This is a genomic window from Nonomuraea sp. NPDC050790 (genome assembly GCF_044456745.1).
Lineage (GTDB): Bacteria > Actinomycetota > Actinomycetes > Streptosporangiales > Streptosporangiaceae > Nonomuraea.
This window is the reverse complement of record NZ_JBITGF010000003.1, coordinates 961,508-979,426: the sequence shown is the minus strand read 5'-3', so window position 1 is coordinate 979,426 and position 17,919 is coordinate 961,508. Positions and strand designations below refer to the sequence as shown.

Annotated in this window: 19 protein-coding genes; 8 read left to right on the top strand and 11 right to left on the bottom strand. The window is 70.2% G+C overall.

The window, feature by feature from the left end:
• Positions 1-23: 23 nt before the first annotated feature.
• A complete protein-coding gene (locus ACIBEJ_RS19720) occupies positions 24-2,354 on the top strand; it encodes a protein kinase (RefSeq protein ID WP_397184165.1) in 2,331 nt (776 codons plus the stop codon).
• Here the strand turns inward: ACIBEJ_RS19720 and ACIBEJ_RS19715 are convergent.
• Positions 2,341-3,063 (bottom strand): hypothetical protein, encoded by a 723-nt coding sequence (locus tag ACIBEJ_RS19715; protein WP_397184164.1) that lies wholly within the window; start codon positions 3,061-3,063, stop codon positions 2,341-2,343. The two genes, ACIBEJ_RS19720 and ACIBEJ_RS19715, sit on opposite strands and share 14 nt — an antisense overlap.
• Positions 3,064-3,149: 86 nt before the next feature.
• Here ACIBEJ_RS19715 and ACIBEJ_RS19710 point away from each other — a divergent pair, with 86 nt between their 5' ends.
• The 4 genes from ACIBEJ_RS19710 to ACIBEJ_RS19695 all read left to right on the top strand — a co-directional run bounded on the left by ACIBEJ_RS19710 (position 3,150) and on the right by ACIBEJ_RS19695 (position 6,019).
• Complete coding sequence (locus ACIBEJ_RS19710) at positions 3,150-3,938, top strand: ABC transporter ATP-binding protein (protein WP_397184163.1); 789 nt, start codon at positions 3,150-3,152, stop codon at positions 3,936-3,938.
• A gap of 89 nt (positions 3,939-4,027) precedes the next feature.
• Positions 4,028-4,942 carry an SPFH domain-containing protein gene (locus ACIBEJ_RS19705; RefSeq protein ID WP_397184162.1) on the top strand — a complete coding sequence of 305 codons (915 nt, stop codon included), beginning with the start codon at positions 4,028-4,030 and terminating at the stop codon, positions 4,940-4,942.
• Between the two features lie 60 nt (positions 4,943-5,002).
• Positions 5,003-5,758: a sulfite exporter TauE/SafE family protein gene (locus ACIBEJ_RS19700; RefSeq protein ID WP_397184161.1), complete on the top strand. Its 756-nt coding sequence runs from the start codon at positions 5,003-5,005 to the stop codon at positions 5,756-5,758.
• A 30-nt stretch (positions 5,759-5,788) separates the two neighbouring features.
• Complete coding sequence (locus ACIBEJ_RS19695) at positions 5,789-6,019, top strand: hypothetical protein (protein ID WP_184958722.1); 231 nt, start codon at positions 5,789-5,791, stop codon at positions 6,017-6,019.
• On the opposite strand, the gene ACIBEJ_RS19690 is transcribed toward ACIBEJ_RS19695, so the two are convergent.
• The 7 genes from ACIBEJ_RS19690 to ACIBEJ_RS19660 form a co-directional block, all read right to left on the bottom strand.
• Complete coding sequence (locus ACIBEJ_RS19690) at positions 5,998-6,732, bottom strand: SDR family oxidoreductase (RefSeq protein WP_397184160.1); 735 nt, start codon at positions 6,730-6,732, stop codon at positions 5,998-6,000. The genes ACIBEJ_RS19695 and ACIBEJ_RS19690 overlap by 22 nt on opposite strands.
• 33 nt (positions 6,733-6,765) lie before the next feature.
• The gene (locus ACIBEJ_RS19685) at positions 6,766-7,641 is read right to left on the bottom strand and encodes a Rieske 2Fe-2S domain-containing protein (RefSeq protein ID WP_397184159.1); all 876 of its coding nucleotides are present in this window, start codon (positions 7,639-7,641) and stop codon (positions 6,766-6,768) included.
• Between the two features lie 63 nt (positions 7,642-7,704).
• Entirely contained in the window at positions 7,705-8,316 is a 612-nt protein-coding gene (locus ACIBEJ_RS19680; protein ID WP_397184158.1) for an HD family hydrolase, read from the bottom strand.
• Position 8,317: 1 nt separating this feature from the next.
• Positions 8,318-10,504, bottom strand: coding sequence for a molybdopterin-dependent oxidoreductase (locus ACIBEJ_RS19675; protein WP_397184157.1), 2,187 nt, complete (start codon positions 10,502-10,504; stop codon positions 8,318-8,320).
• Between the two features lie 194 nt (positions 10,505-10,698).
• Positions 10,699-11,349: a hypothetical protein gene (locus ACIBEJ_RS19670; RefSeq protein ID WP_397184156.1), complete on the bottom strand. Its 651-nt coding sequence runs from the start codon at positions 11,347-11,349 to the stop codon at positions 10,699-10,701.
• Positions 11,350-11,481 (bottom strand): hypothetical protein, encoded by a 132-nt coding sequence (locus ACIBEJ_RS19665; RefSeq protein ID WP_397184155.1) that lies wholly within the window; start codon positions 11,479-11,481, stop codon positions 11,350-11,352.
• Positions 11,482-11,717: 236 nt separating this feature from the next.
• Entirely contained in the window at positions 11,718-11,855 is a 138-nt protein-coding gene (locus ACIBEJ_RS19660; RefSeq protein WP_397184154.1) for a hypothetical protein, read from the bottom strand.
• A gap of 341 nt (positions 11,856-12,196) precedes the next feature.
• Between ACIBEJ_RS19660 and ACIBEJ_RS19655 the strand changes: the two genes are divergently transcribed.
• Positions 12,197-13,057 carry a helix-turn-helix domain-containing protein gene (locus tag ACIBEJ_RS19655; RefSeq protein WP_397184153.1) on the top strand — a complete coding sequence of 287 codons (861 nt, stop codon included), beginning with the start codon at positions 12,197-12,199 and terminating at the stop codon, positions 13,055-13,057.
• 66 nt (positions 13,058-13,123) lie between these two features.
• Complete coding sequence (locus tag ACIBEJ_RS19650) at positions 13,124-13,339, top strand: DUF397 domain-containing protein (protein ID WP_397184152.1); 216 nt, start codon at positions 13,124-13,126, stop codon at positions 13,337-13,339.
• A 792-nt stretch (positions 13,340-14,131) separates the two neighbouring features.
• On the opposite strand, the gene ACIBEJ_RS19645 is transcribed toward ACIBEJ_RS19650, so the two are convergent.
• Positions 14,132-14,662 carry a tetratricopeptide repeat protein gene (locus ACIBEJ_RS19645; protein WP_397184151.1) on the bottom strand — a complete coding sequence of 177 codons (531 nt, stop codon included), beginning with the start codon at positions 14,660-14,662 and terminating at the stop codon, positions 14,132-14,134.
• Positions 14,663-14,822: 160 nt separating this feature from the next.
• On the opposite strand from ACIBEJ_RS19645, the gene ACIBEJ_RS19640 reads away from it, so the two are divergent.
• Positions 14,823-15,164, top strand: a complete 342-nt coding sequence (locus ACIBEJ_RS19640) for a hypothetical protein (protein ID WP_397184150.1) — start codon at positions 14,823-14,825, stop codon at positions 15,162-15,164.
• A gap of 330 nt (positions 15,165-15,494) precedes the next feature.
• Here the strand turns inward: ACIBEJ_RS19640 and ACIBEJ_RS19635 are convergent, their stop codons facing one another.
• Positions 15,495-16,163, bottom strand: coding sequence for a TetR family transcriptional regulator (locus tag ACIBEJ_RS19635; RefSeq protein ID WP_397184149.1), 669 nt, complete (start codon positions 16,161-16,163; stop codon positions 15,495-15,497).
• Positions 16,164-16,194: 31 nt separating this feature from the next.
• Entirely contained in the window at positions 16,195-17,916 is a 1,722-nt protein-coding gene (locus ACIBEJ_RS19630) for an SDR family oxidoreductase (RefSeq protein ID WP_397184148.1), read from the bottom strand.
• Positions 17,917-17,919: the final 3 nt, after the last annotated feature.

Genomic DNA, 17,919 nt, shown 5'->3' with positions numbered 1-17,919 from the left:
GGGCAAATATCCCACAAAGAGTGATGATCTTTCGTGATCTGGCGGTGCTTGCGCGGGTTTGCGGTTGGTCGCCACGCTTGTCTTGGGGGTTTCTGCGTAAGGGGGAGGGATACGTGCCGGATTTGCGCCCCTTACAGCAGGGTGATCCTGTATCGCTGGGGAACTATCGGCTCTTAGGCCGGTTGGGGAAAGGCGCGCAGGGAGTCGTTTTTCAGGGCCAGGGCCCCGACGGGCAGATGGTCGCCATCAAACTGCTCAACACCCGGCTCGACCGCCCCGGCATCGACGGCGAGCGGTTCATGCGGGAAGTGGCCGCCGCGCGCCGGGTCGCGCAGTTCTGCACCGCGCAGGTCATCGGCGCGAACATGGACGGCGAATGGCCGTACATCGTCTCCGAGCTGGTCGACGGCGTCTCGCTGCAGCGGGTCGTCCAGACCGAGGGACCGCGCCAGGGCGGCGCCCTCTACCGCCTGGCCGTCGGCACCGTCACCGCGCTGGCCGCCATCCACCGGGCCGGGATCGTCCACCGCGACTTCAAGCCCAGCAACGTGCTCATCGGCAGCGACGGCCCCCGGGTGATCGACTTCGGCATCGCCAGGGCGCTGGACTCGGCGATCACGATCAGCAGCGGCGTCGTGGGCACGCCCGCGTACATGTCGCCCGAGCAGATCTCCGGCGAGCGCGTGGGACCGGCCGCCGACATGTTCAGCTGGGCGCTGACGATGGCCTTCGCGGCCACCGGGCGGCCCGCGTTCGGCCAGGACAGCCTGCCCGCCGTCATCTACCGGGTGATGAACGAGGAGGCCGACCTCTCCGCCCTCCCCGACAACCTCCGCCCGATCGTGCGGTCCTGCCTCAGCAAGCGCGCCGACGAACGCCCTACCGCCGCCGACACCCTCTTCGCCCTCCTGGAGAACCAGGGCCCCATCCGGGACACGGACGTCGCGATGACCACGGGCTCCCAGGTCGCCGCCGACCCGCCGTCCATCCCGCCGCAGGCGCCCACACCGTTCGCGCCGCAGGCGCCCACACCGTTCCCGCCGCCCTTGGCGTCGACCGGATGGGCCAGCCCAAGCCCCCAGCCCCAGCTCGCGCAGCGCCAGGGCCCGCCGCGGCCCCCGTCGCCGCCTCCGGGTGACAACGACGCGTTCTTCAAGGACGTGCCGCAGAGCCCGCCCCAGCGCAGGCGCACCGGCCTGGTCACCGCCGCCCTGGTGATCGCCCTGGCCCTGAGCGCGACGTTGCTGGTCGTGGTGCCGAGGCTGTTCGCCCCCGGCCCAGTGGAACCGGACAAGCAGGCCATCGCAGACGTCACCACGTCGATCACCCCGACACCCACACCGACGCCCACCCCGACTCCGACCGGCATCCCCACCCCGCCGCCCCAGGTGATCGTCCAGCCGCCCGCCCTGGGCAAGCAGGACGGCAAGGCGCTCAAGGGCCACACCAAAGCCGTCCAGACCGTCTCCGCGATCACGATCTCCGGCAGGCTGACGCTCGTCTCCGGCGGCCAGGACGGTCAGGTGCGGATCTGGAACGCCAAGGACCACAAGTACGTGGCCAGGCTGCGGGGCCACAGCCAGGAGGTGTACGCCGTCGCCTGCCTGACCATGGGCAAGACCCCGATGGCCGTCTCCGGCGGGTACGACGGCACCGTCCGCCTCTGGAACCTCAAGACCCGCAAGGGCAAGGTCCTCGGCTACCACGGCGACTCGGTCTACGCGGTCGCGGTCGGCAAGTCCGGCGGGAAGTGGTACGCGGTGAGCGGCGACGCCGACGGCATGCTGAAGTTCTGGGACCTGGGCAGGAAGAAGCAGGCGGGCAAGACCGTCCGCGCCCACTCCCGGTCGGTGAACTGGCTGAGCGTCGGCCGCGTCGGCGAGCGCGTGGTGGCCGTCTCGGCGGGCGAGGACAAGGCGCTGCGGCTGTGGGACCTGGCCAAGCGCAAGAAGTACGGCAAGCCGTACAAGGGGCACACGAAGGGCGTCTACTCGATCGCCATGGGCGCGCTGGACGGCCGCCCGGTGGTGGCCTCGGGCGGCAAGGACAACAAGATCCGCATCTGGGACCCGAAGACCGGCAAGTCCGTCGGCAAGCCCATGACCGGGCACAAGAAGATCGTCTACTCGCTGTCGTTCGGCGTGGTCGGGGAGCGGGTGGTGCTGGTCTCGGGCAGCACCGACGGCACGATGCGGCTGTGGGACCCGAAGAGCCGCAAGTCGCTCGGCAAGCCGGTCACGGCGCACAAGAAGGGCGTCCTGATGGTCGCGGTGGTGACGATGTCCGGCGAGCCCGCCGTCGTCACCGCGGGCAAGGACAGGATGATCCGGCTCTGGAAGCTCACGGGTTCCTGAGCGGCTCGAAGATCGCGTGGTGGGCCGCCACGGTGGCCCGCCGTACGGCGTGGTCGAGCTGGCGCAGGGCCGCGGACCTGGTCGCCATCTGCGCGGAGGTCAGCCCGAGGCCCTCGTCGGCCAGCCTGAGCATCACCGCCAGCCGCGCGGCCAGGACGGAGACGCGGTGGGCGCGGCCCGGGTAGCCGGGCGCGAGCTCGCCGCCCGCGCGGTCCAGCCGGCCGGGATGGGACTGGCCGGGTCCTTCGACCGAGGTGAGCGCCTCGGTGGCGAGCCGCATGGCGTCGGCCAGTTCGCGTTCGGCCTCGGCCACGGAGGGCAGGTCGGCGCGGATCGGGCCCGCCGGATACACGGTGAACGCGATGCCCTGGTAGGACGAACCGCGCAGATCGGGCTCCGGCACCAGGCCGACGTTCCGCTCGGCGAGTACGGCCAGCGCCGCCTGCCCGGCGTCCACCGCGGCGGCGTTGAAATCCGGCGGCCCTGACAGTCCCAGCGGGTCGCCGGGGGCGGGCAGGGCCAGCCGTACCTCCTGGAGACCCTGCGAGCGCAGGTCGGCGAGGTACACGCGGAGGGGGACGTCGGCGATCATCGTGGGTCCCGCGACGGACTCCACCTGGTCGGCGGCCTCGTCGAGGCCCACGTGACCGGAGAGCCAGGCGTTGCCCCAGGCCACGAGTGCGGGGGAGACAGGTGATTCAGCGCGCACTGATCCACGATATGTGCTCGGCCTGCAATAGGTTTGTCCCGTGCGTTCCGGCAACCGGGACAATCGGGCGCGAGGAGGTATCGGGGATGGGCGGTCAGGTGCTGCGGCTTCAGGACGTCGCCGTCAGACGGGACGGCGCGGCTCTCCTGCGTGGCATCGACTGGACGGTCAACGAGGACGAGCGCTGGGTGGTCATCGGGCCGAACGGCGCGGGCAAGACCACCTTGCTGCAGGTGGCGGCGACGCTGCTGTATCCGAGTGAAGGTCTGGTCGAGGTTCTGGGCGAGCGGCTGGGGCAGGCCGACGTCTTCGACCTGCGTCCGCGGATCGGGCTGGCCAGCGCGGCGCTGGCCGAGCGCATCCCGGCCGAGGAGAAGGTCATCGACCTGGTGCTGACCGCGTCGTACGCGATCCTCGGACGCTGGACGGAGGAGTACGACTCCAACGACGTCACCCGCGCGGTCGAGCTGATCGACATGATGGGCGCCGCCCACCTGATCAGGCGCCGGTTCGGCACGCTGTCGGAAGGCGAGCGCAAGCGGGTGCAGATCGCCCGCGCGCTCATGCCCGACCCGGAGATCCTGCTGCTCGACGAGCCGGCCGCCGGGCTCGACCTGGGCGGGCGCGAGGACCTCGTGCGCCGGCTGTCGCTGCTGGCCGGAGACCAGCGCTCGCCGACCCTGGTGCTGGTCACGCACCACGTCGAGGAGGTGCCGAGCGGGTTCACGCACGGGCTGCTGCTGCGGCACGGCTCGGTCGTGGCGCAGGGACCGCTCGACGTGGTCATGACCGCCGACAACCTCTCCCGCACCTTCGGTGTGCCGCTGTCGCTGGACCGCAGCGCCGAGGGCCGCTGGTATGCGAGAGCGCACTAGATCGTATTTGTGCGGTTACCGACCGCCTCCGGGTAAAACCAAATAGGATCACCGTGGTCGGTACCCCCACGATTTCCCCGGAGCGTGCCATGACCACGCAGATCATCGTCGTCCTCGTCGTGGTCGCGCTGGTGGGCCTGGCCCTGTACCGGACGGTGCGCATCATCGGCCAGGCGACCGCGGCGATCGTCGAACGGCTCGGCCGCTACCACCGCACGCTCGGCCCCGGCCTCAACCTCGTGGTGCCGTTCATCGACCGGATCAAGGACGAGATCGACCTGCGCGAGCAGGTGGTCTCCTTCCCGCCGCAGCCGGTGATCACCTCCGACAACCTGGTCGTCTCCATCGACACCGTCATCTACTTCCAGGTCACCAACCCCAAGGCGGCCACCTACGAGATCGCCAACTTCATCGTCGGCGTCGAGCAACTGACCGTCACCACGCTCAGGAACGTGGTCGGCGGCATGGACCTCGAACGCACGCTGACCTCCCGCGAGGAGATCAACACCGAGCTGCGCGGCGTGCTCGACGAGGCGACCGGCAAGTGGGGCATCCGGGTCAACCGGGTCGAGCTGAAGGCGATCGACCCGCCGGCCTCCATCCAGGACTCGATGGAGAAGCAGATGCGCGCCGACCGCGACAAGCGCGCCGCCGTGCTGACCGCCGAGGGCCAGCGGCAGGCGGCGATCCTGGCCGCGGAGGGCGAGAAGCAGGCGGCGGTGCTGCGGGCGCGCGGCGAGGCGGAGGCGGCGGTGCTGCGCGCGCAGGCCGAGGCCGAGGCGCAGGCGATGCGGGCCAAGGGACAGGCCGACGCGATCGGCATGGTGTTCAAGGCCATCCACGAGGGCAACCCCGACCAGCGGCTGCTGGCCTACCAGTACCTGCAGACGCTGCCGGAGATCGCCAAGGGCGACGCCAACAAGGTGTGGATCGTGCCGTCCGAGATGGGCAAGGTGCTGGAGGGCCTCGGCGGCCTGTTCAGCCCGCCGAAGGACCCGGCGTAACGAGAGGTCTGCCCGGTCTCTAAGCTCGGGTCACTTGGAGCTCGGGAGCTAGGAGGGGCAGTGACACCGTGGGAGGTGGCCGCGGTGTGCGCGGCCGGGATCGGGGCCGGAGCCATCAACGCGGTGGTCGGGTCGGGTTCACTGATCACCTTCCCGGCGCTGGTGGCGGTGGGCGTGGACCCGGTCGTGGCCAACGTCTCCAACAGCATCGGCCTGGTCCCCGGCTCCTTCACCGGCGCGTACGGCTACCGCGCCGAGCTCAGGGGCCAGCGTGAACGCCTGGTCAAGCTGGGCGTGGCCTCGCTGATCGGCTCGATCGCCGGCGGCCTGCTGCTGCTCTGGCTGGACCCGGACGTCTTCCAGGTCGTGGTCCCGATCCTGATCGGGCTGGCCTGCGTGCTGGTGGTCATCCAGCCCAAGCTGAACGGCTGGCTGTCGGCCAGGCGTGAGCACGCGCACCCCGACGGCGGCGTCGTCCTGTGGGTGGGCGTGCTGGGCGCGGGCGTCTACGGCGGTTACTTCGGCGCCGCCCAGGGCGTGCTGCTCATCGGCCTGCTCGGCAGCTTCCTCGCCGACGACCTGCAGCGGGTGAACGCCGCCAAGAACGTCCTGTCGCTGATCGTGAACGCCGCCGCGGCCGTGCTGTTCATCCTGGTGGCCGAGGTCGACTGGTGGGCCGTGGCCGCGATCGCGGTGGGGGCCACGATCGGCGGATACGTCGGCGCCAAGGTCGGCAGGAGGATCCCCGCTCCGGTGCTGCGTGGCGTGATCGTCTGCGTCGGGATCGCCGCGATTATCAAACTAGTGTACGGATAAAAATCGGCCTTTCTGGGTATAAATCCAGACATGAAGGGTGACTGGGTAGAGATCGTCATCGACGCCGGGGGAACCCCGCGTACCTACGAAGTCAAGGCCACCCGCGCCGGCCGCAGGGTCGAGGTGGCCACCCGCCGAGGTCTGGTCGAGGTCAGCGAGGTGACCAGGAGCGGCAGTGCCGTACGCACCGCCCGGTTCATGTCCAGCCGCATCCTCGCCCTGGTCGAGCACCCCGCCGATCAGCGGAAGGCGTCCGCGTGATCGCGTGCCCACTCACGGAACGACCGGGGCTCCCTGCCGGTCAGCACCCGCACGGTGTTGGTCACCGTCTCCGGTGACTCCACGAACGCCCCACAGGCGTTGACCGCCTCCGCCCCGCCCGCGCACGCCTCCTCCCACCGCACCTCCCGGCCCACGGTCTCGCCGAGGATGCGTACCTGCTCGATCTGGGTGAGCGCCTCGGGCCCGCTGAGCACGTAACGTACGCCGCCGTGCCCCGCCGAGGCCAGCACGTGCGTGGCGACCGCCGCCACGTCCTTCTCGTGGATCAACGACCTCCTGGCCATCCCGTACGGCCCGCGCACCACCCCGCTGCGCACCTGGTCGGCGAGAGCCAGGGTGTTGACCGCGAAACCGGTGGCCCGCAGGAACGTCCAGCCCAGTCCGGAATGCTCGATCAGCCGTTCGACGTCGGTGTGGAAGGTGGGCGTGGGCGCGTGGGCCGAGAGGTAGACCACGCGGCGCGCGTACTCCGCGATCAGCTCGATCACCGGCGCCGCCCGCTCGGCGCTCGGCTCGGGCCACACGAGGAAGACCGTCTCCACCCGGTCGAGGAGAGGTTCGAGGCTCGCCGGATCGAGCAGGTCGGCGTCCTTCCTGGACACCCCGCACACGGGCACTCCCGCCGCGCTCAGCGAGGCGTGGACGTGCCGGCCGACGTTCCCTGAGGCCCCGGTCACCAGAATCTCGCACATGAATGGACCGTAGAACCTCAAGCAAGCTTTACGTCAACCTCCCGGGCGTACCTGGATGGTGCCGTCGCGCCTGATCCTGGTCTCGAACGCGGGCGCGGGCGCGGTCGCCGGGCCGTGCTTGACGGAGCCGTCGCCGAGGCGGAACGTGCTGCCGTGCCAGGGGCAGACCACGCAGGCCTCGCCGTCCTCCACGACCAGCCTGCCCTGGTGCAGCGGGCCCGCCAGGTGCGGGCAGCGGTCGGCCATGACCGTCACCGACTCGCCGGAGCGCAGCACGAACAACTGGATGTAGCCGAGCCGGCGCGCGACCGGCCGCCCGTGCGGTAGGTCCTTGAGCAGGCAGAGGTCGTGCCAGCCGAGCGGCACCAGGTGGGCGACCTGCGGCGCGTGGTTGGCGCCCGCGGCCTGCCGGTAGGCGAGATGGCCGCCGAGGTAGCCGCCCACGCCCGCCGCGCCCAGCCCGAGCAGCGACAGGATCCGCCCGCCCCGGTCGTGGCCGCGCAGCCGCGCCAGCAGCGAGGCGGAGAACAGCCCGAGCGCGCCGACGTTGGCCAGCAGGTGCACGAACCCCACCCGCTGCTGCTCCCGGTGCAGCGAGGACCAGTCGGTCAGCCCCGCCGCGGCGGTGGGCAGCGCGCCCGCGACTCCCGCCGCCAGCAGCAGCCGGACCGCCCGCCGGTCGGCGCCGGCCACGTCCAGGACGGTCGCCGACAGCCAGCAGCCGAGCGTCGCCGTGGCCAGCGGTGGGTGCAGCGGCTTGCCCGTGGGCACGCCGTGGAGCAGGTCGCGCAGCCGGCCGGGCCCGACCTTCTCACGTACGGCCTTCGCCAGCACCCGGATCGGCTCGTCCAGGGCTCTGGTCTTCTCAAGCCGGTCGGCCAGGTCGACCGGCCCCACGAAACGCCGCAAGTGCCGACGTCTCGCGCGTACTGTCTCTTTCACGACAAGTGCCCTACCCCGGGCGCGCGCCGGTCACTCGGCCAGGTGCCCCCTGGCGACCGAGAGCGCCACCAACTCCAGCGCGTACGCGCCCAGCGAGGCCGAGCCCTCCTCGATGATGCGCACCTTCTCCCGCACCTGCGACGCCTTGACCTTGAACAACGGCCACGTGCCGCCCTCGGTGTGGTGGTTGGCCAGGATCGGCGCGAACCGGTCGAGCGCCTTGGCGAAGCGCGCCTCCACCGTCTGCCTGGCCTCGAACTCCTCCCACAGCGCCCGCAACTCCGCGCCCTGCTCGTCCGGCAGCATGGAGAAGATCCGGTCGGCGGCGGCCCGCTCGGCGTCGGCCTGCGCCGCCACCGCCTCGGCGTCGTAGATGAAGGTGTCGCCCGCGTCGATCTCGACCAGGTCGTGCACGAGCAGCATCGCGACCACGCGCTGGATGTCGGTGCCCGCCGGGGCGTGCTCTCCCAAGATCATGGCCAGGATTCCGACGTACCAGGAGTGTTCGGCGTCGTTCTCCCTCCGCGAACCATCCATGAGATGGTTGCGGCGGATCACCCGCTTCAACTTGTCGATCTCGATGGCGAAGGCGATCTGGGCGTTCAGGCGGTCCTCTTCTGGCGCGATAGTCACGCGCGACACCCTAATGTGCGGTGATCACACCGGTTGGCAAAATCGTGACCGGAACCCCGTTGAACACTGCGTTTCCGGACGGCAAATCCAAGGTGGACTCGTCGGTGAGCGTGTTCGCGCTCACTCCCGGGTGTTCGGCCGCCACGCTCTGTGTGCTGCCCGCGTGGCCCCAGCCGTGAGGCAGGCTCACAACCCCCGGCATGATCGTGTCGGTCGGCTCCAGCGGCACGGTCAGCTCGCCGGTCGCCGACCTGACCGTGGCGTAGCCGTCCAGGCCGAGCCGGTCCACGTCCGCCGGGTTGATCTGCAGCGTGCACAGGTTGCTGCCGCCGACCAGCGGCGCGACGTTGTGCATCCAGCTGTTGTTCGAGCGCAGGTGCCTGCGGCCGATCAGCACGAACCCCGGTGGCTGCGCGCCCAGGCCGTCGCGCAGCCGTTCGACGTCGTCGAGGAGCTGCGGCGGCGCCAGCTCGACCCGCCCCGACGCGGTCGTCAGCAGGTCGGGAAGCCGGGGCTCCAGCGGGCCGAGGTCCAGGCCGTGCGGGTTGTCCAGCAGCTTGCGCAGCGACAGGTCGCCGCGCCCCGACCACTCGCCGTACGGGCCGAGCCGCAGCATCATGTCCAGCCGCCGCTCGGCGCCCGACTCGCCGTCCAGCAGCGCCGCCAGCTCGCCCGGGTCCCTGCCCTCCACGCCGGAGCCGGCCGTCCCCACCGCCTTCTCCAGCGTCTGCGCGATGATGAACGCGTCCAGGTCGCCGTCCAGCCCGGAGGCGAGCACCGCCAGCCTGGCCAGGATCATGCCCTCGGAGGGCCGGTCGGCCAGCGGCAGCAGCGGCCGCGAGTACCGCGTGTAGTTGCGCACCGCGAAGCCGAGCAGCGCGAAGTCGTAGTGCCCCGCCTGCAGCACCCTGGGCGGCGGCAGGATGACGTGCGCGTGCTTCGTCGTCTCGTTCAGGTAAGGATCCACGCTCACCATGAACGCCAGATCCGCCAGCGCCGTGTCCAGCCGCCCGCCGTTCGGCGCCGACAGCACCGGATTGCCGGCCACCGTCACCATGCACCGGATCTGCCCCTGCCCCGGCGTCTCGATCTCGTCGGCGAGCGTCGCCACGGGCAGCTCGCCGTTCGCCTCCGGCAGGTCCCTGACGCGACTGCGCCACCTCCCCGTCTGGTACGGCTTGCGCCGCCGCCCGCCCTCCGTCGCCGGCATCGGGAACATGACGCCGCCCGGCCGGTCGAGGTTGCCGGTCAGCACGTTGACCACGTCCACCAGCCACTGGGCCAGCGTGCCGAACTCGGCCGTGCAGGTGCCGATGCGCGCGTAGACCGCGGCCGTGGGGGCTCCGGCCAGCTCGCGGGCCAGCCGTACGATCACCTCCGCGGGCACGCCCGTGCGGCGGGCCACGACGTCGGGAGCGAAGTCCTTGGCCGCCCGCGTCAGCTCGGCCAGCCCGTTGACCTCCTGCCGCACGTCGGTCAGCCCCTCGGCCAGCAGCGTGTGGACGATCCCGAACAGCAGGTACGCGTCGGTGCCGGGGCGGATGAAGACGTGCTCGTCGGCCAGCGCGGCCGTCCTGGTGCGGCGCGGGTCGACGACGACCAGGCGGCCGCCGCGCCCGCGCAGGGCCTTGAGGCGGCCGGGGAAGTCGGGGGCGGTGCAGAGGGAGCCGTTGGAGTCCAGCGGGTTGGCGCCGAGCATGAGCAGGTAGTCGGTGCGGTCGAGGTCGGGCACCGGGATGCTGAGCGGATGGCCGAACATCAGGCCGCTGGACACGTGCTTGGGCATCTGGTCGGCGGTGCTGGCGGAGAAGACGTTGCGGGTGCCGAGCGCGCGGATCATCGGGGCGGCGTAGAGGGCGCCGGCCATCGTGTGGGCGTTGGGGTTGCCCAGGTAGACGCCGAACGCCTCGCGCCCGTGCGCCTCGGTGACCCTGGCGAAACCCTCCTGGACCACCGCGAACGCCTCGTCCCAGCCGACCTCCCGCCACAACTCGCCCTCGCGCACGAGCGGACGGGTCAGCCGGTCCGGGTCCTCGTCCAGCTTGCCCAGGCTCGCACCCTTGGGACAGATGAAGCCCTTGCTGAACGGGTCCTCCTTGTCACCGCGCACGCTCGTCACGTGCCCGCCGTCGTCGAGGGTCAGGCTCAGGCCGCAGACGGCTTCGCAGAGCGGGCAGGTACGGTGCACGGTCGTCATGAGTACTCCTGAGTTCGCCATCTAGACTCATCTTGTCCTCTTGCCGTCCCGTCGTGAAGACCCCAAGTCGTGACAGCGAAAGCCCCACAAAACCCTGGGCGGGCTTTGTGGGGCGGAAGCCCCGGAGCCCCCGCGGTCTCCGGGGCTTGCTTGTTGTTTCAGCCCACCTGGGGCTTTGGGCCCGCCTGGGGCGTTCAGCCCATCTGGGGCAGCAGGAGGGTCCTGGGAAGATCAGGCGGCTCCTCGACGTCGGGGCCGAGGCTGACCCAGGCTCGCCGGCCGTAGAGGCGGTCGAGCCCGGGGGAGGCGGCCCCCGGGACCCCGTCCCTGCGGACGGTCTCGACGATGAGCAGGCTGGCCCACTTGCGGTGCCGGTAGACCCGGGCGCTGCGTGCCCAGCAGGCCGCCGCGATCTCCTCGGCGTAGGCCTCGAACTCCTCGGCGGAGATGCCCGCCCTGGTCATGACGAGCGCCTTCTCGCCGGTGACGGTCGGCGTGATCCACAGGACCAGGGGGATGCGGCCCGCCCTGGTGTGCATGGTGGTCTCCAGGCAGGTCCGCTGCAGCCGGTGCCTGGTCACCACGCACCAGAAGTGGCCCACGAACCAGCCCCGCCCGTAACGGGTGGCGGCGGGGACGGAGACGGCGCTGCTCAGCATGATGAAGGGCAGCCAGGTGCCGTCCTGGGTGGCGGCGAGCACCGCCAGGACGAACAGGGCGAGTGCGGCGATCAGCAGGAGCTCGGTGCGAACCCGCCACAGGGCCGTGAGGATGCCCGGGCGCCCGGCCGGAGGAAGGTCCTCGTATCCCGGGTAGATCTGGTTCCTGGGGTTTCTGGGGGACATCTAGGACACCTCCTCTGGAACTTTGGCCGTGACCTTGAGCTGGTCGAAGCGTGGGTCGCGGTAACGGCGTGCCCCGAAGCCGGTCCTGGCCACGGTCCAGCCTCGCCGGTGGGCGAACTCGTCTGGCTCCATGCAGATTTCCCGGTCGGCCCACGCGATGAGTTCCTGGATCCGGGACTTGATTCGGCTCAGCCCCTTGGTACCTTGTGAGTACATAGAAGACCCCTTTCGCGGCATTACTCGAGGTGGCTTCTTACGCCGGGCCGAGTGCTGCAGCCGGGTCGTCGCAGGGTGGCAGCCCTTGAGCGGCGGGTTGGCGGTCAGCTTCGGTCCGGCATTTCTGTGCTCGAACGAGCTTCGACGCGGCGCTACTTGCGTTCGGTGTCCTTCCGGCAATCGGCCTCCCTGGTGTCATTCCACGTGTCCGGGACGGCGACGTTGCCGGTGGAGCGGCCATGGCCGCGCGCGTTCAGCGGGAGATGCGGGGTGCGGGGCCGTACGTCCATCTCGGCCTCCCTTTTCCCTCGTCATCTCCTCCTGGCCTGATCGTCCTCCCGGACCGTTTCTGCTGCAATACTTCAAGCAAGAGAAGATTTACGTTTCTTCGCATCTTGCTGCCCGGCTTGCGGTGCAACTTGCACGAGAACTGTCGAAGGCTGCACCGTGGACTCCGAGGAGCAACAGCTAAGGTTCTTGCCTCCACCGTCCTCCCATGGAACTCTTTGAGCAAGCCCAAGTGGCACTACACGTGCAAGTTGCAGTGTAAGATTGGGTGAACGGCCCAGAAATTCGGGCTCCAAACGGTCCTCTACCGCTACACCTTCATTCCCAATGAGGAGAGTGGACGGTGCCATCAGAGCAGGGCAGCCCGACTGTCCGCAGGCTCAGGCTAGGCCAGGAGCTGCGTCTCCTTCGTGAGCGCCGGAAACTGACGGGGGCCAAGACCGCCGAGCGACTCGGATGGTCGCCCAGCAAGGTGTCGAGGATCGAGTCCTCCAAGACCATGCCGAGTACCGAGGACATCGAGGCGATGGCCCGGCTGTTCAAGGTCGACTCCGGCAAACTCGACGAACTGCTGGGGCTCCTAAGGGATGCCGACCAGCGCGGCTGGTGGGAGGATTACGAGGACGCCCTGCCCTCGGAATACACGACATTCCTGGGGCTGGAAGCGGAGGCCACCGCTCATCGCGGCTGGGAACCCCAGCTGGTGCCGGGCCTCCTGCAGACCGAGGACTACGCCAGGGAGGTCATCCTGGCGACCCGAGGCATCGCGCGCATCACGCACAGCGGTGTCCGTAGCCGGGTCGAGGCCCGCCTCGACAGGCAGCAGCGTGTCCTGCACAGATCCGATCCGGCCGAGCTCTTCGTCGTGCTGGACGAATCCGTGCTCACGCGGCGTTTCGGCGAGCCGTCGGTGATGCGTGAGCAGCTCGGACACCTCCTGGAGATGTCCCTGCTTCCTCACGTGGGTGTCCAGGTGTTGCCGCTGGACGGCGAGCATCCCGTCAACACGGGCGCCTTCGTCCATCTCAAGTTCCTGGACCTCGATGATGCTGTTTACTTGGAGTCGCTCTACGGGGCTCGCTTCGTGGAAGCACTGGACCTCGTGTCTGACTACGAGCGGGCGTTCGAGCATCTCCGATCCACGGCTCTGTCCGAGGACGAGTCTCGGGTACTGATCCAACGCAAGATCATGCAGTGGCGGTAGGGCCACTGCAAGCGCAATCAACACCAAAGGGGTTGTTGAAGCGCTATTCAGGATAAGGAACAACCAATGGACGTCACGCCCGCCTGGCGGAAGAGCCGTTTCTGCAACGGCAATTCCGCGTGTGTTGAATTCGCGCGTCTGGCCGACGGGAACGTCGCGCTGAGGGACAGCAAGGAGCAGGACGGCCCGGTCCTGGTCTTCACTCCTGAGGAGTGGGACGCCTTCACCCTCGGTGTCCGTGCCGGTGAATTCGACATCGACGCGCTCGCTGTAGGCGCATAGTTCAGAGCGGCCCGTGCACGTTGCTGACCACAACCTACAGGACCGCTCCGAAAAGGGCTCTGACCAGCCCATTCGTTGTCTCCGACCAGCCCGGCACGAAGACGAAAACAATCATGGCACAACCAAGGTCATCTCCGGCAATGGGGACTCCTGATCTGTTGCCAAGCTTCGACCTGGACACCCCCGCGCACCCCCTGCCGCCGCCACCATGCCCGCGCCCTGGTGGCTGGTAAGGAAACCCCCACCGCGGCCCAAGCCCCTTTCTGCGGCACAAAACCCCTCACCTCCCGCGCCCCCACCCGACCTCCCCCCAGGCACCCCGCGAGCCCGCCGCCCCCGCCACCGGCCGCCAGCCCTCTTGCAGGCCCGTGGGCCGCCCTCGCCCGCCGCGCCCGCGCCACCCGGCCGCCACTCGCCAGCCCTCTTGCAAGCGCCCCGTGGCCGCCCTTGCCCGCCGCTCCACGCGCCTTCCGCCGGCCACCTCCGGCCACCTCCGAGCCCGCCGCCCTGGGGTTGCCCTGTGAGCCCGCGCCTTGGCAACCGCCCTGCTCGCCTTCCACCGGCTGTCCGGCGCGCCTGGGCACAACCTCGGACCGGCACGTCTGCCCTGGGCGAGGCCTGGGGCGCTCCGACGGGGCCCGGCTACCCGCATGGGCGCCTCTGGCCCCTGGACCAGAGTGCCGGGGCATGTCGCCGAGCGCGCGTACCCCTGGATGGGGGTGGTGGCGCGGGACGGGCAGGGGGTGCGGCCGGGGGCGCGTGACCTCCGGGTGGGAGCGAGCGGGGAACGGGTTAGGACACGAGGGCGTCCAGGTCGTCTTCTGGGAGGCCCAGGTCCACCCTGATGCGGTAGCGGGTGCGGAGGAGGGCGACGTGTTCTGGGTCGTCCTGGTCGCACGACAGCACCGCCTGCGTGGCCCACTCCAAGCCGCCCCTCAGGTCGCCGTAGGCGACCAGGGTTTCGGCGATGTTGTGGGCGGTGGCCGGCTGGATGTCCGGCTCGGCGCGCAGGGCTTCGATGATCTCGCGGGCCTCGTCGGGACGCTCCAGTTCGAAGAGCGTGTCGGCGATCCCGGCGCGCGGATCGATACTGGCCTCACCGCCGTCTTCCAGCGCGCGCTGGAAACAGTCCATCGCACGCGCCGGCTGCCCGGCCGCGCGCCACTCCTCGGCAGCAAGGACCAGGATGGAGGCTCGGGAGACGTCGCCCTCGGAGTACTCATGGGCGAGCTCGTCGAGCTGCCTGGCCAGCGAGCTGTGGTCGTCTGCCAGGAGGGCCCGCTCAAGCAGGCGATCAAGGTGCTCACGGGTCACATACGCCACACCGCCGAGACTACCGAGCGAGCCGGTGTCTTTGCTGGGCAATACGCAGGGCGGGACACGCACAGATTGAGTAACGCCTGGTACAACTCTGGTCACAGTCCGCGTGTTGTCCCAGGCGGCAGGGCATATAGCCGTCGCGCGAACCGCGACGGAGGGGGCTGTGATGGGCTTGTCCAAGCAGGTGACCTTCTCGCTGGCGTGTGCGGTGGTGCTGTCCGCGCTCATCCCCGGAGCCGCCGGCTACCTGTCCGCCCGCGTCGAGTCGATCGAGGCGGCCGAGCGTCAGCTGCATGCCCAGGAGGCGCGCCTGAACGCCCGCCTGGCCCGCGAGACCAGACCCATCTCCTACCCCGCGCCGTGCGAACTCCAGCCCGTCAAGCCGGTACGCGAGCGTCCCGCCCCGGCGGCCTTCGTCCCGGCACCCGAGTACAAACCTGACTTCAAACCACGAAAGCGCGAACGCCCCCCGGTGGTCCCACCCCCCGCCTGGCTACCCGAGTAACCCCACCAGCGGCCACCTGACCAAGGGCACAACCCTGGAACGCCTGGGAAAGGGCCACCGGAGGTCAACCCAAGGGCCGGAGAGCAGAGCCGGGACAGCCCAAGGCAGGGCCGAGACGGGGCGCCGGAGTGGCCAGAGGCGCGGCGGGGTCAAGGGCGTGGGCCCAGAGGGACCAGGGCGGCGGCCGGGAGCGGGGGCCGCTCTGGCGCGCGGGCTGTAGGAGTCCAGGGCATGGGCGGAGGCCGGGGTCGGGGTCTGCCCCAAGGGTGGGGGCCGAGGTTGGGGATGCGTGCCCAAGGCCGTGGGTCGCCGGACCAAGGGGGCGGTGAGTTAAGTGTCGCTTTGGGGTGACAGGTGGCGGAGTTGGCGGGAGAGGTAGCCGCGGACCATCTGCTTGGCGGCGTCGATCAGCTCGGGTGAGCCGTCGGGGTCGCGGCGGAAGGCCAGCTTGAGGACCGCGTCGCCTGCCTCCACCGCCACCAGCACCCCGATGTCGAGTTCGTCGCTGTCGGCCAGGCCGTACTCCTTGAGGAGGAGCCCGCGCAGCCGGCCCGCGATGACCGCGTTGTTGTCGATGTCGACGTCGAGCAGGTTGAGGTCGACCGCGTCGCCGAAGTGCAGGCTCTTGAAGCCTGGAACGGTCCTGTGCATGTCGACGTACTCGTCGATGATCGCGTCGACCGCCTCCCACCAGCCGCGGTAGTCCTCCTCCATGAACCTGCGGCCCACCCTGGAGACGAACTGCTCCACGTTGCGCCTGGTCAGCTCCTGGGTGATGGCCCGCTTGTCAGGGAAGAACTGGTAGACCGAGCCGATCGCCACTCCGGCGCGGTCGGCGATGCGGGTGGTGGACAGCGCCTCGTAGCCGATCTCGTCGAGCAGCGCCGCGCACGCGTCGAGCATGCGCTCCACCCGGCGGGTGCTGCGTCGCTGGGTGGGCCGGCGGCGCAGGGGCTGGGGCTGCGAGCAGCCGTCGTCGTCAATTTCGGGGGTGGACACGAAATCCATCTTCCCCCGAAGCGGGCGATCGTTACCGTCCAACGACGGGATTTCTCACGACACCGGATAACCGGGCGAAAGCCCGCATGGCCGAGGGCGAGATCCGCGACATCGCATATCCGATTTTCCCCTCCGCATTGACCGGGACAACCGCCTCATTTCGGTGTACGGCCCGCAGGATGTGCGCCGCCACCCGCTCCGGCGGATACCCACGCCGCTGGAGCCCCAGCTCGGCCGACTCCCGCAGGTCGGACCCGACATAGGTGGCGTTGCGCGCGATGGCCGTGGACACGAAACCGGGACAGACCGTGGTCACGCCGATGCCCTGCCCAGCCAGTTCGGCCCGCAGGCAGTCGCCGAGCATCTTGACCGCCGCCTTCGACGTCGAGTACGCGGGCAGCTCCCGCGTCGCCACGAACGCGGCCAGCGAGGCGATGTTGACGATGTGCCCGCCTTCGCCGCGTTCGACCATCTGGCGGGCGAACAGGCGGCAGCCGTGAATGACGCCCCAGAGATTCACGTCGAGCGTGCGCCGCCAATCGTCGAGGGAATGGTCAAGGAACGGCCCGGCCACGGCGATTCCCGCATTGTTGACCACCACATCCGGCACGCCATACTGTTCCGCGATATTTCCGGCGAACTCTTCCATGGCGGTGGATGAGGCGACGTCGACTTGTACGGCGTGAGCCGTACGCCGGAAATCTTTGCCGATGCCCTCCGCGACCCGCACGGCCGCCTCGCGGTCGAGGTCGGCGCAGACCACCTCGGCCCCGTGCGCGGCGAAGGCCCGCGCGGTCGCCCGCCCGATGCCGCTGCCCGCCCCCGTGACGACCACCAGGTGGTCGCGGTAGGCGCCGCGGCCCTCGCGCACCCGGTCGCGGCGCAGCGAGCGGGTCGAGGCGCCGCCGTCGACGTGCGCGGCGAACTCGGCGATCATCCTGGCCACGACCTCGGGATGGCTGCGCTGCGCCCAGTGCCCCGCGGCCAGCCTGCGGTGCCAGAACTCCGGCGCCCACTGGCGCATCGACGCCAGCAGCTTGGGCGAGACGAAGACGTCGCGGCTGGTCTCGATGAGCTGGACCGGCACCTCGACGCCGGGGTCGGCGGGGGCGCGCAGGCGGTTGAGGAAGTTCTGGCGGTAGAGGCCCAGGCCGTTGCGGCCGTCGCGCTGGAGGGTGTCGGCGGGGTGCCCCGGCCTGGGTTCGATGCCCTCGGCCAGGCGCATCGAACGGGCGAGCGCCCGGGGCAGCGGCCCGCGCCAGGCCAGCTCGGGCAGGAGGGGGAGCTGGAAGGCGCCGATGTACCAGGATCTGGCGAGTTGCCCGGCGACCTCGCGGCGTCCGCCGTAGCGCAGGAAGTGGGCGGCCTGGTCGAGGCCGGGGCCGCCGAAGGTGGTGAAGGAGGCGGCGCGCTCGCGGATGCCGGGCCGGCCGATCGCCTCCCAGCACTGCAGCGAGCCCCAGTCGTGCCCGACCAGGTGGACCCGCGGCTTGCCGATCTCGTCGAGCACCGCGGCGAGGTCGGCGGCCAGGTGGTCGAAGGAGTAGTGGCGCCGGTCGCGCGGGGCGCCTGAGCGCCCGGCGCCGCGCACGTCGTAGCGGACCACGTGGAAGCGGTCGCTGAGCAGCGCGGCGACCTCGTCCCAGACGCGGTGGGTGTCGGGGTAGCCGTGGACGAGCAGGATCGTGGGGTGATCCCGCTCGCCCTCCTCGTAGAGCGCGAGCCGTATCTCGCCGGCTGGTATTAGACGCACGGT

Bases quoted from the DNA above. Each gene is read 5' to 3' on its own strand.
- ACIBEJ_RS19665 (WP_397184155.1), bottom strand. From the start codon at position 11,481: ATGGAGCCAGACGAGTTCGCCCACCGGCGAGGCTGGACCGTGGCCAGG.
- ACIBEJ_RS19710 (WP_397184163.1), top strand. From the start codon at position 3,150: ATGGGCGGTCAGGTGCTGCGGCTTCAGGACGTCGCCGTCAGACGGGAC.
- ACIBEJ_RS19720 (WP_397184165.1), top strand. From the start codon at position 24: ATGATCTTTCGTGATCTGGCGGTGCTTGCGCGGGTTTGCGGTTGGTCG.
- ACIBEJ_RS19660 (WP_397184154.1), bottom strand. From the start codon at position 11,855: ATGGACGTACGGCCCCGCACCCCGCATCTCCCGCTGAACGCGCGCGGC.
- ACIBEJ_RS19670 (WP_397184156.1), bottom strand. From the start codon at position 11,349: ATGTCCCCCAGAAACCCCAGGAACCAGATCTACCCGGGATACGAGGAC.
- ACIBEJ_RS19690 (WP_397184160.1), bottom strand. From the start codon at position 6,732: ATGTGCGAGATTCTGGTGACCGGGGCCTCAGGGAACGTCGGCCGGCAC.
- ACIBEJ_RS19705 (WP_397184162.1), top strand. From the start codon at position 4,028: ATGACCACGCAGATCATCGTCGTCCTCGTCGTGGTCGCGCTGGTGGGC.
- ACIBEJ_RS19675 (WP_397184157.1), bottom strand. From the start codon at position 10,504: ATGACGACCGTGCACCGTACCTGCCCGCTCTGCGAAGCCGTCTGCGGC.
- ACIBEJ_RS19695 (WP_184958722.1), top strand. From the start codon at position 5,789: ATGAAGGGTGACTGGGTAGAGATCGTCATCGACGCCGGGGGAACCCCG.
- ACIBEJ_RS19650 (WP_397184152.1), top strand. From the start codon at position 13,124: ATGGACGTCACGCCCGCCTGGCGGAAGAGCCGTTTCTGCAACGGCAAT.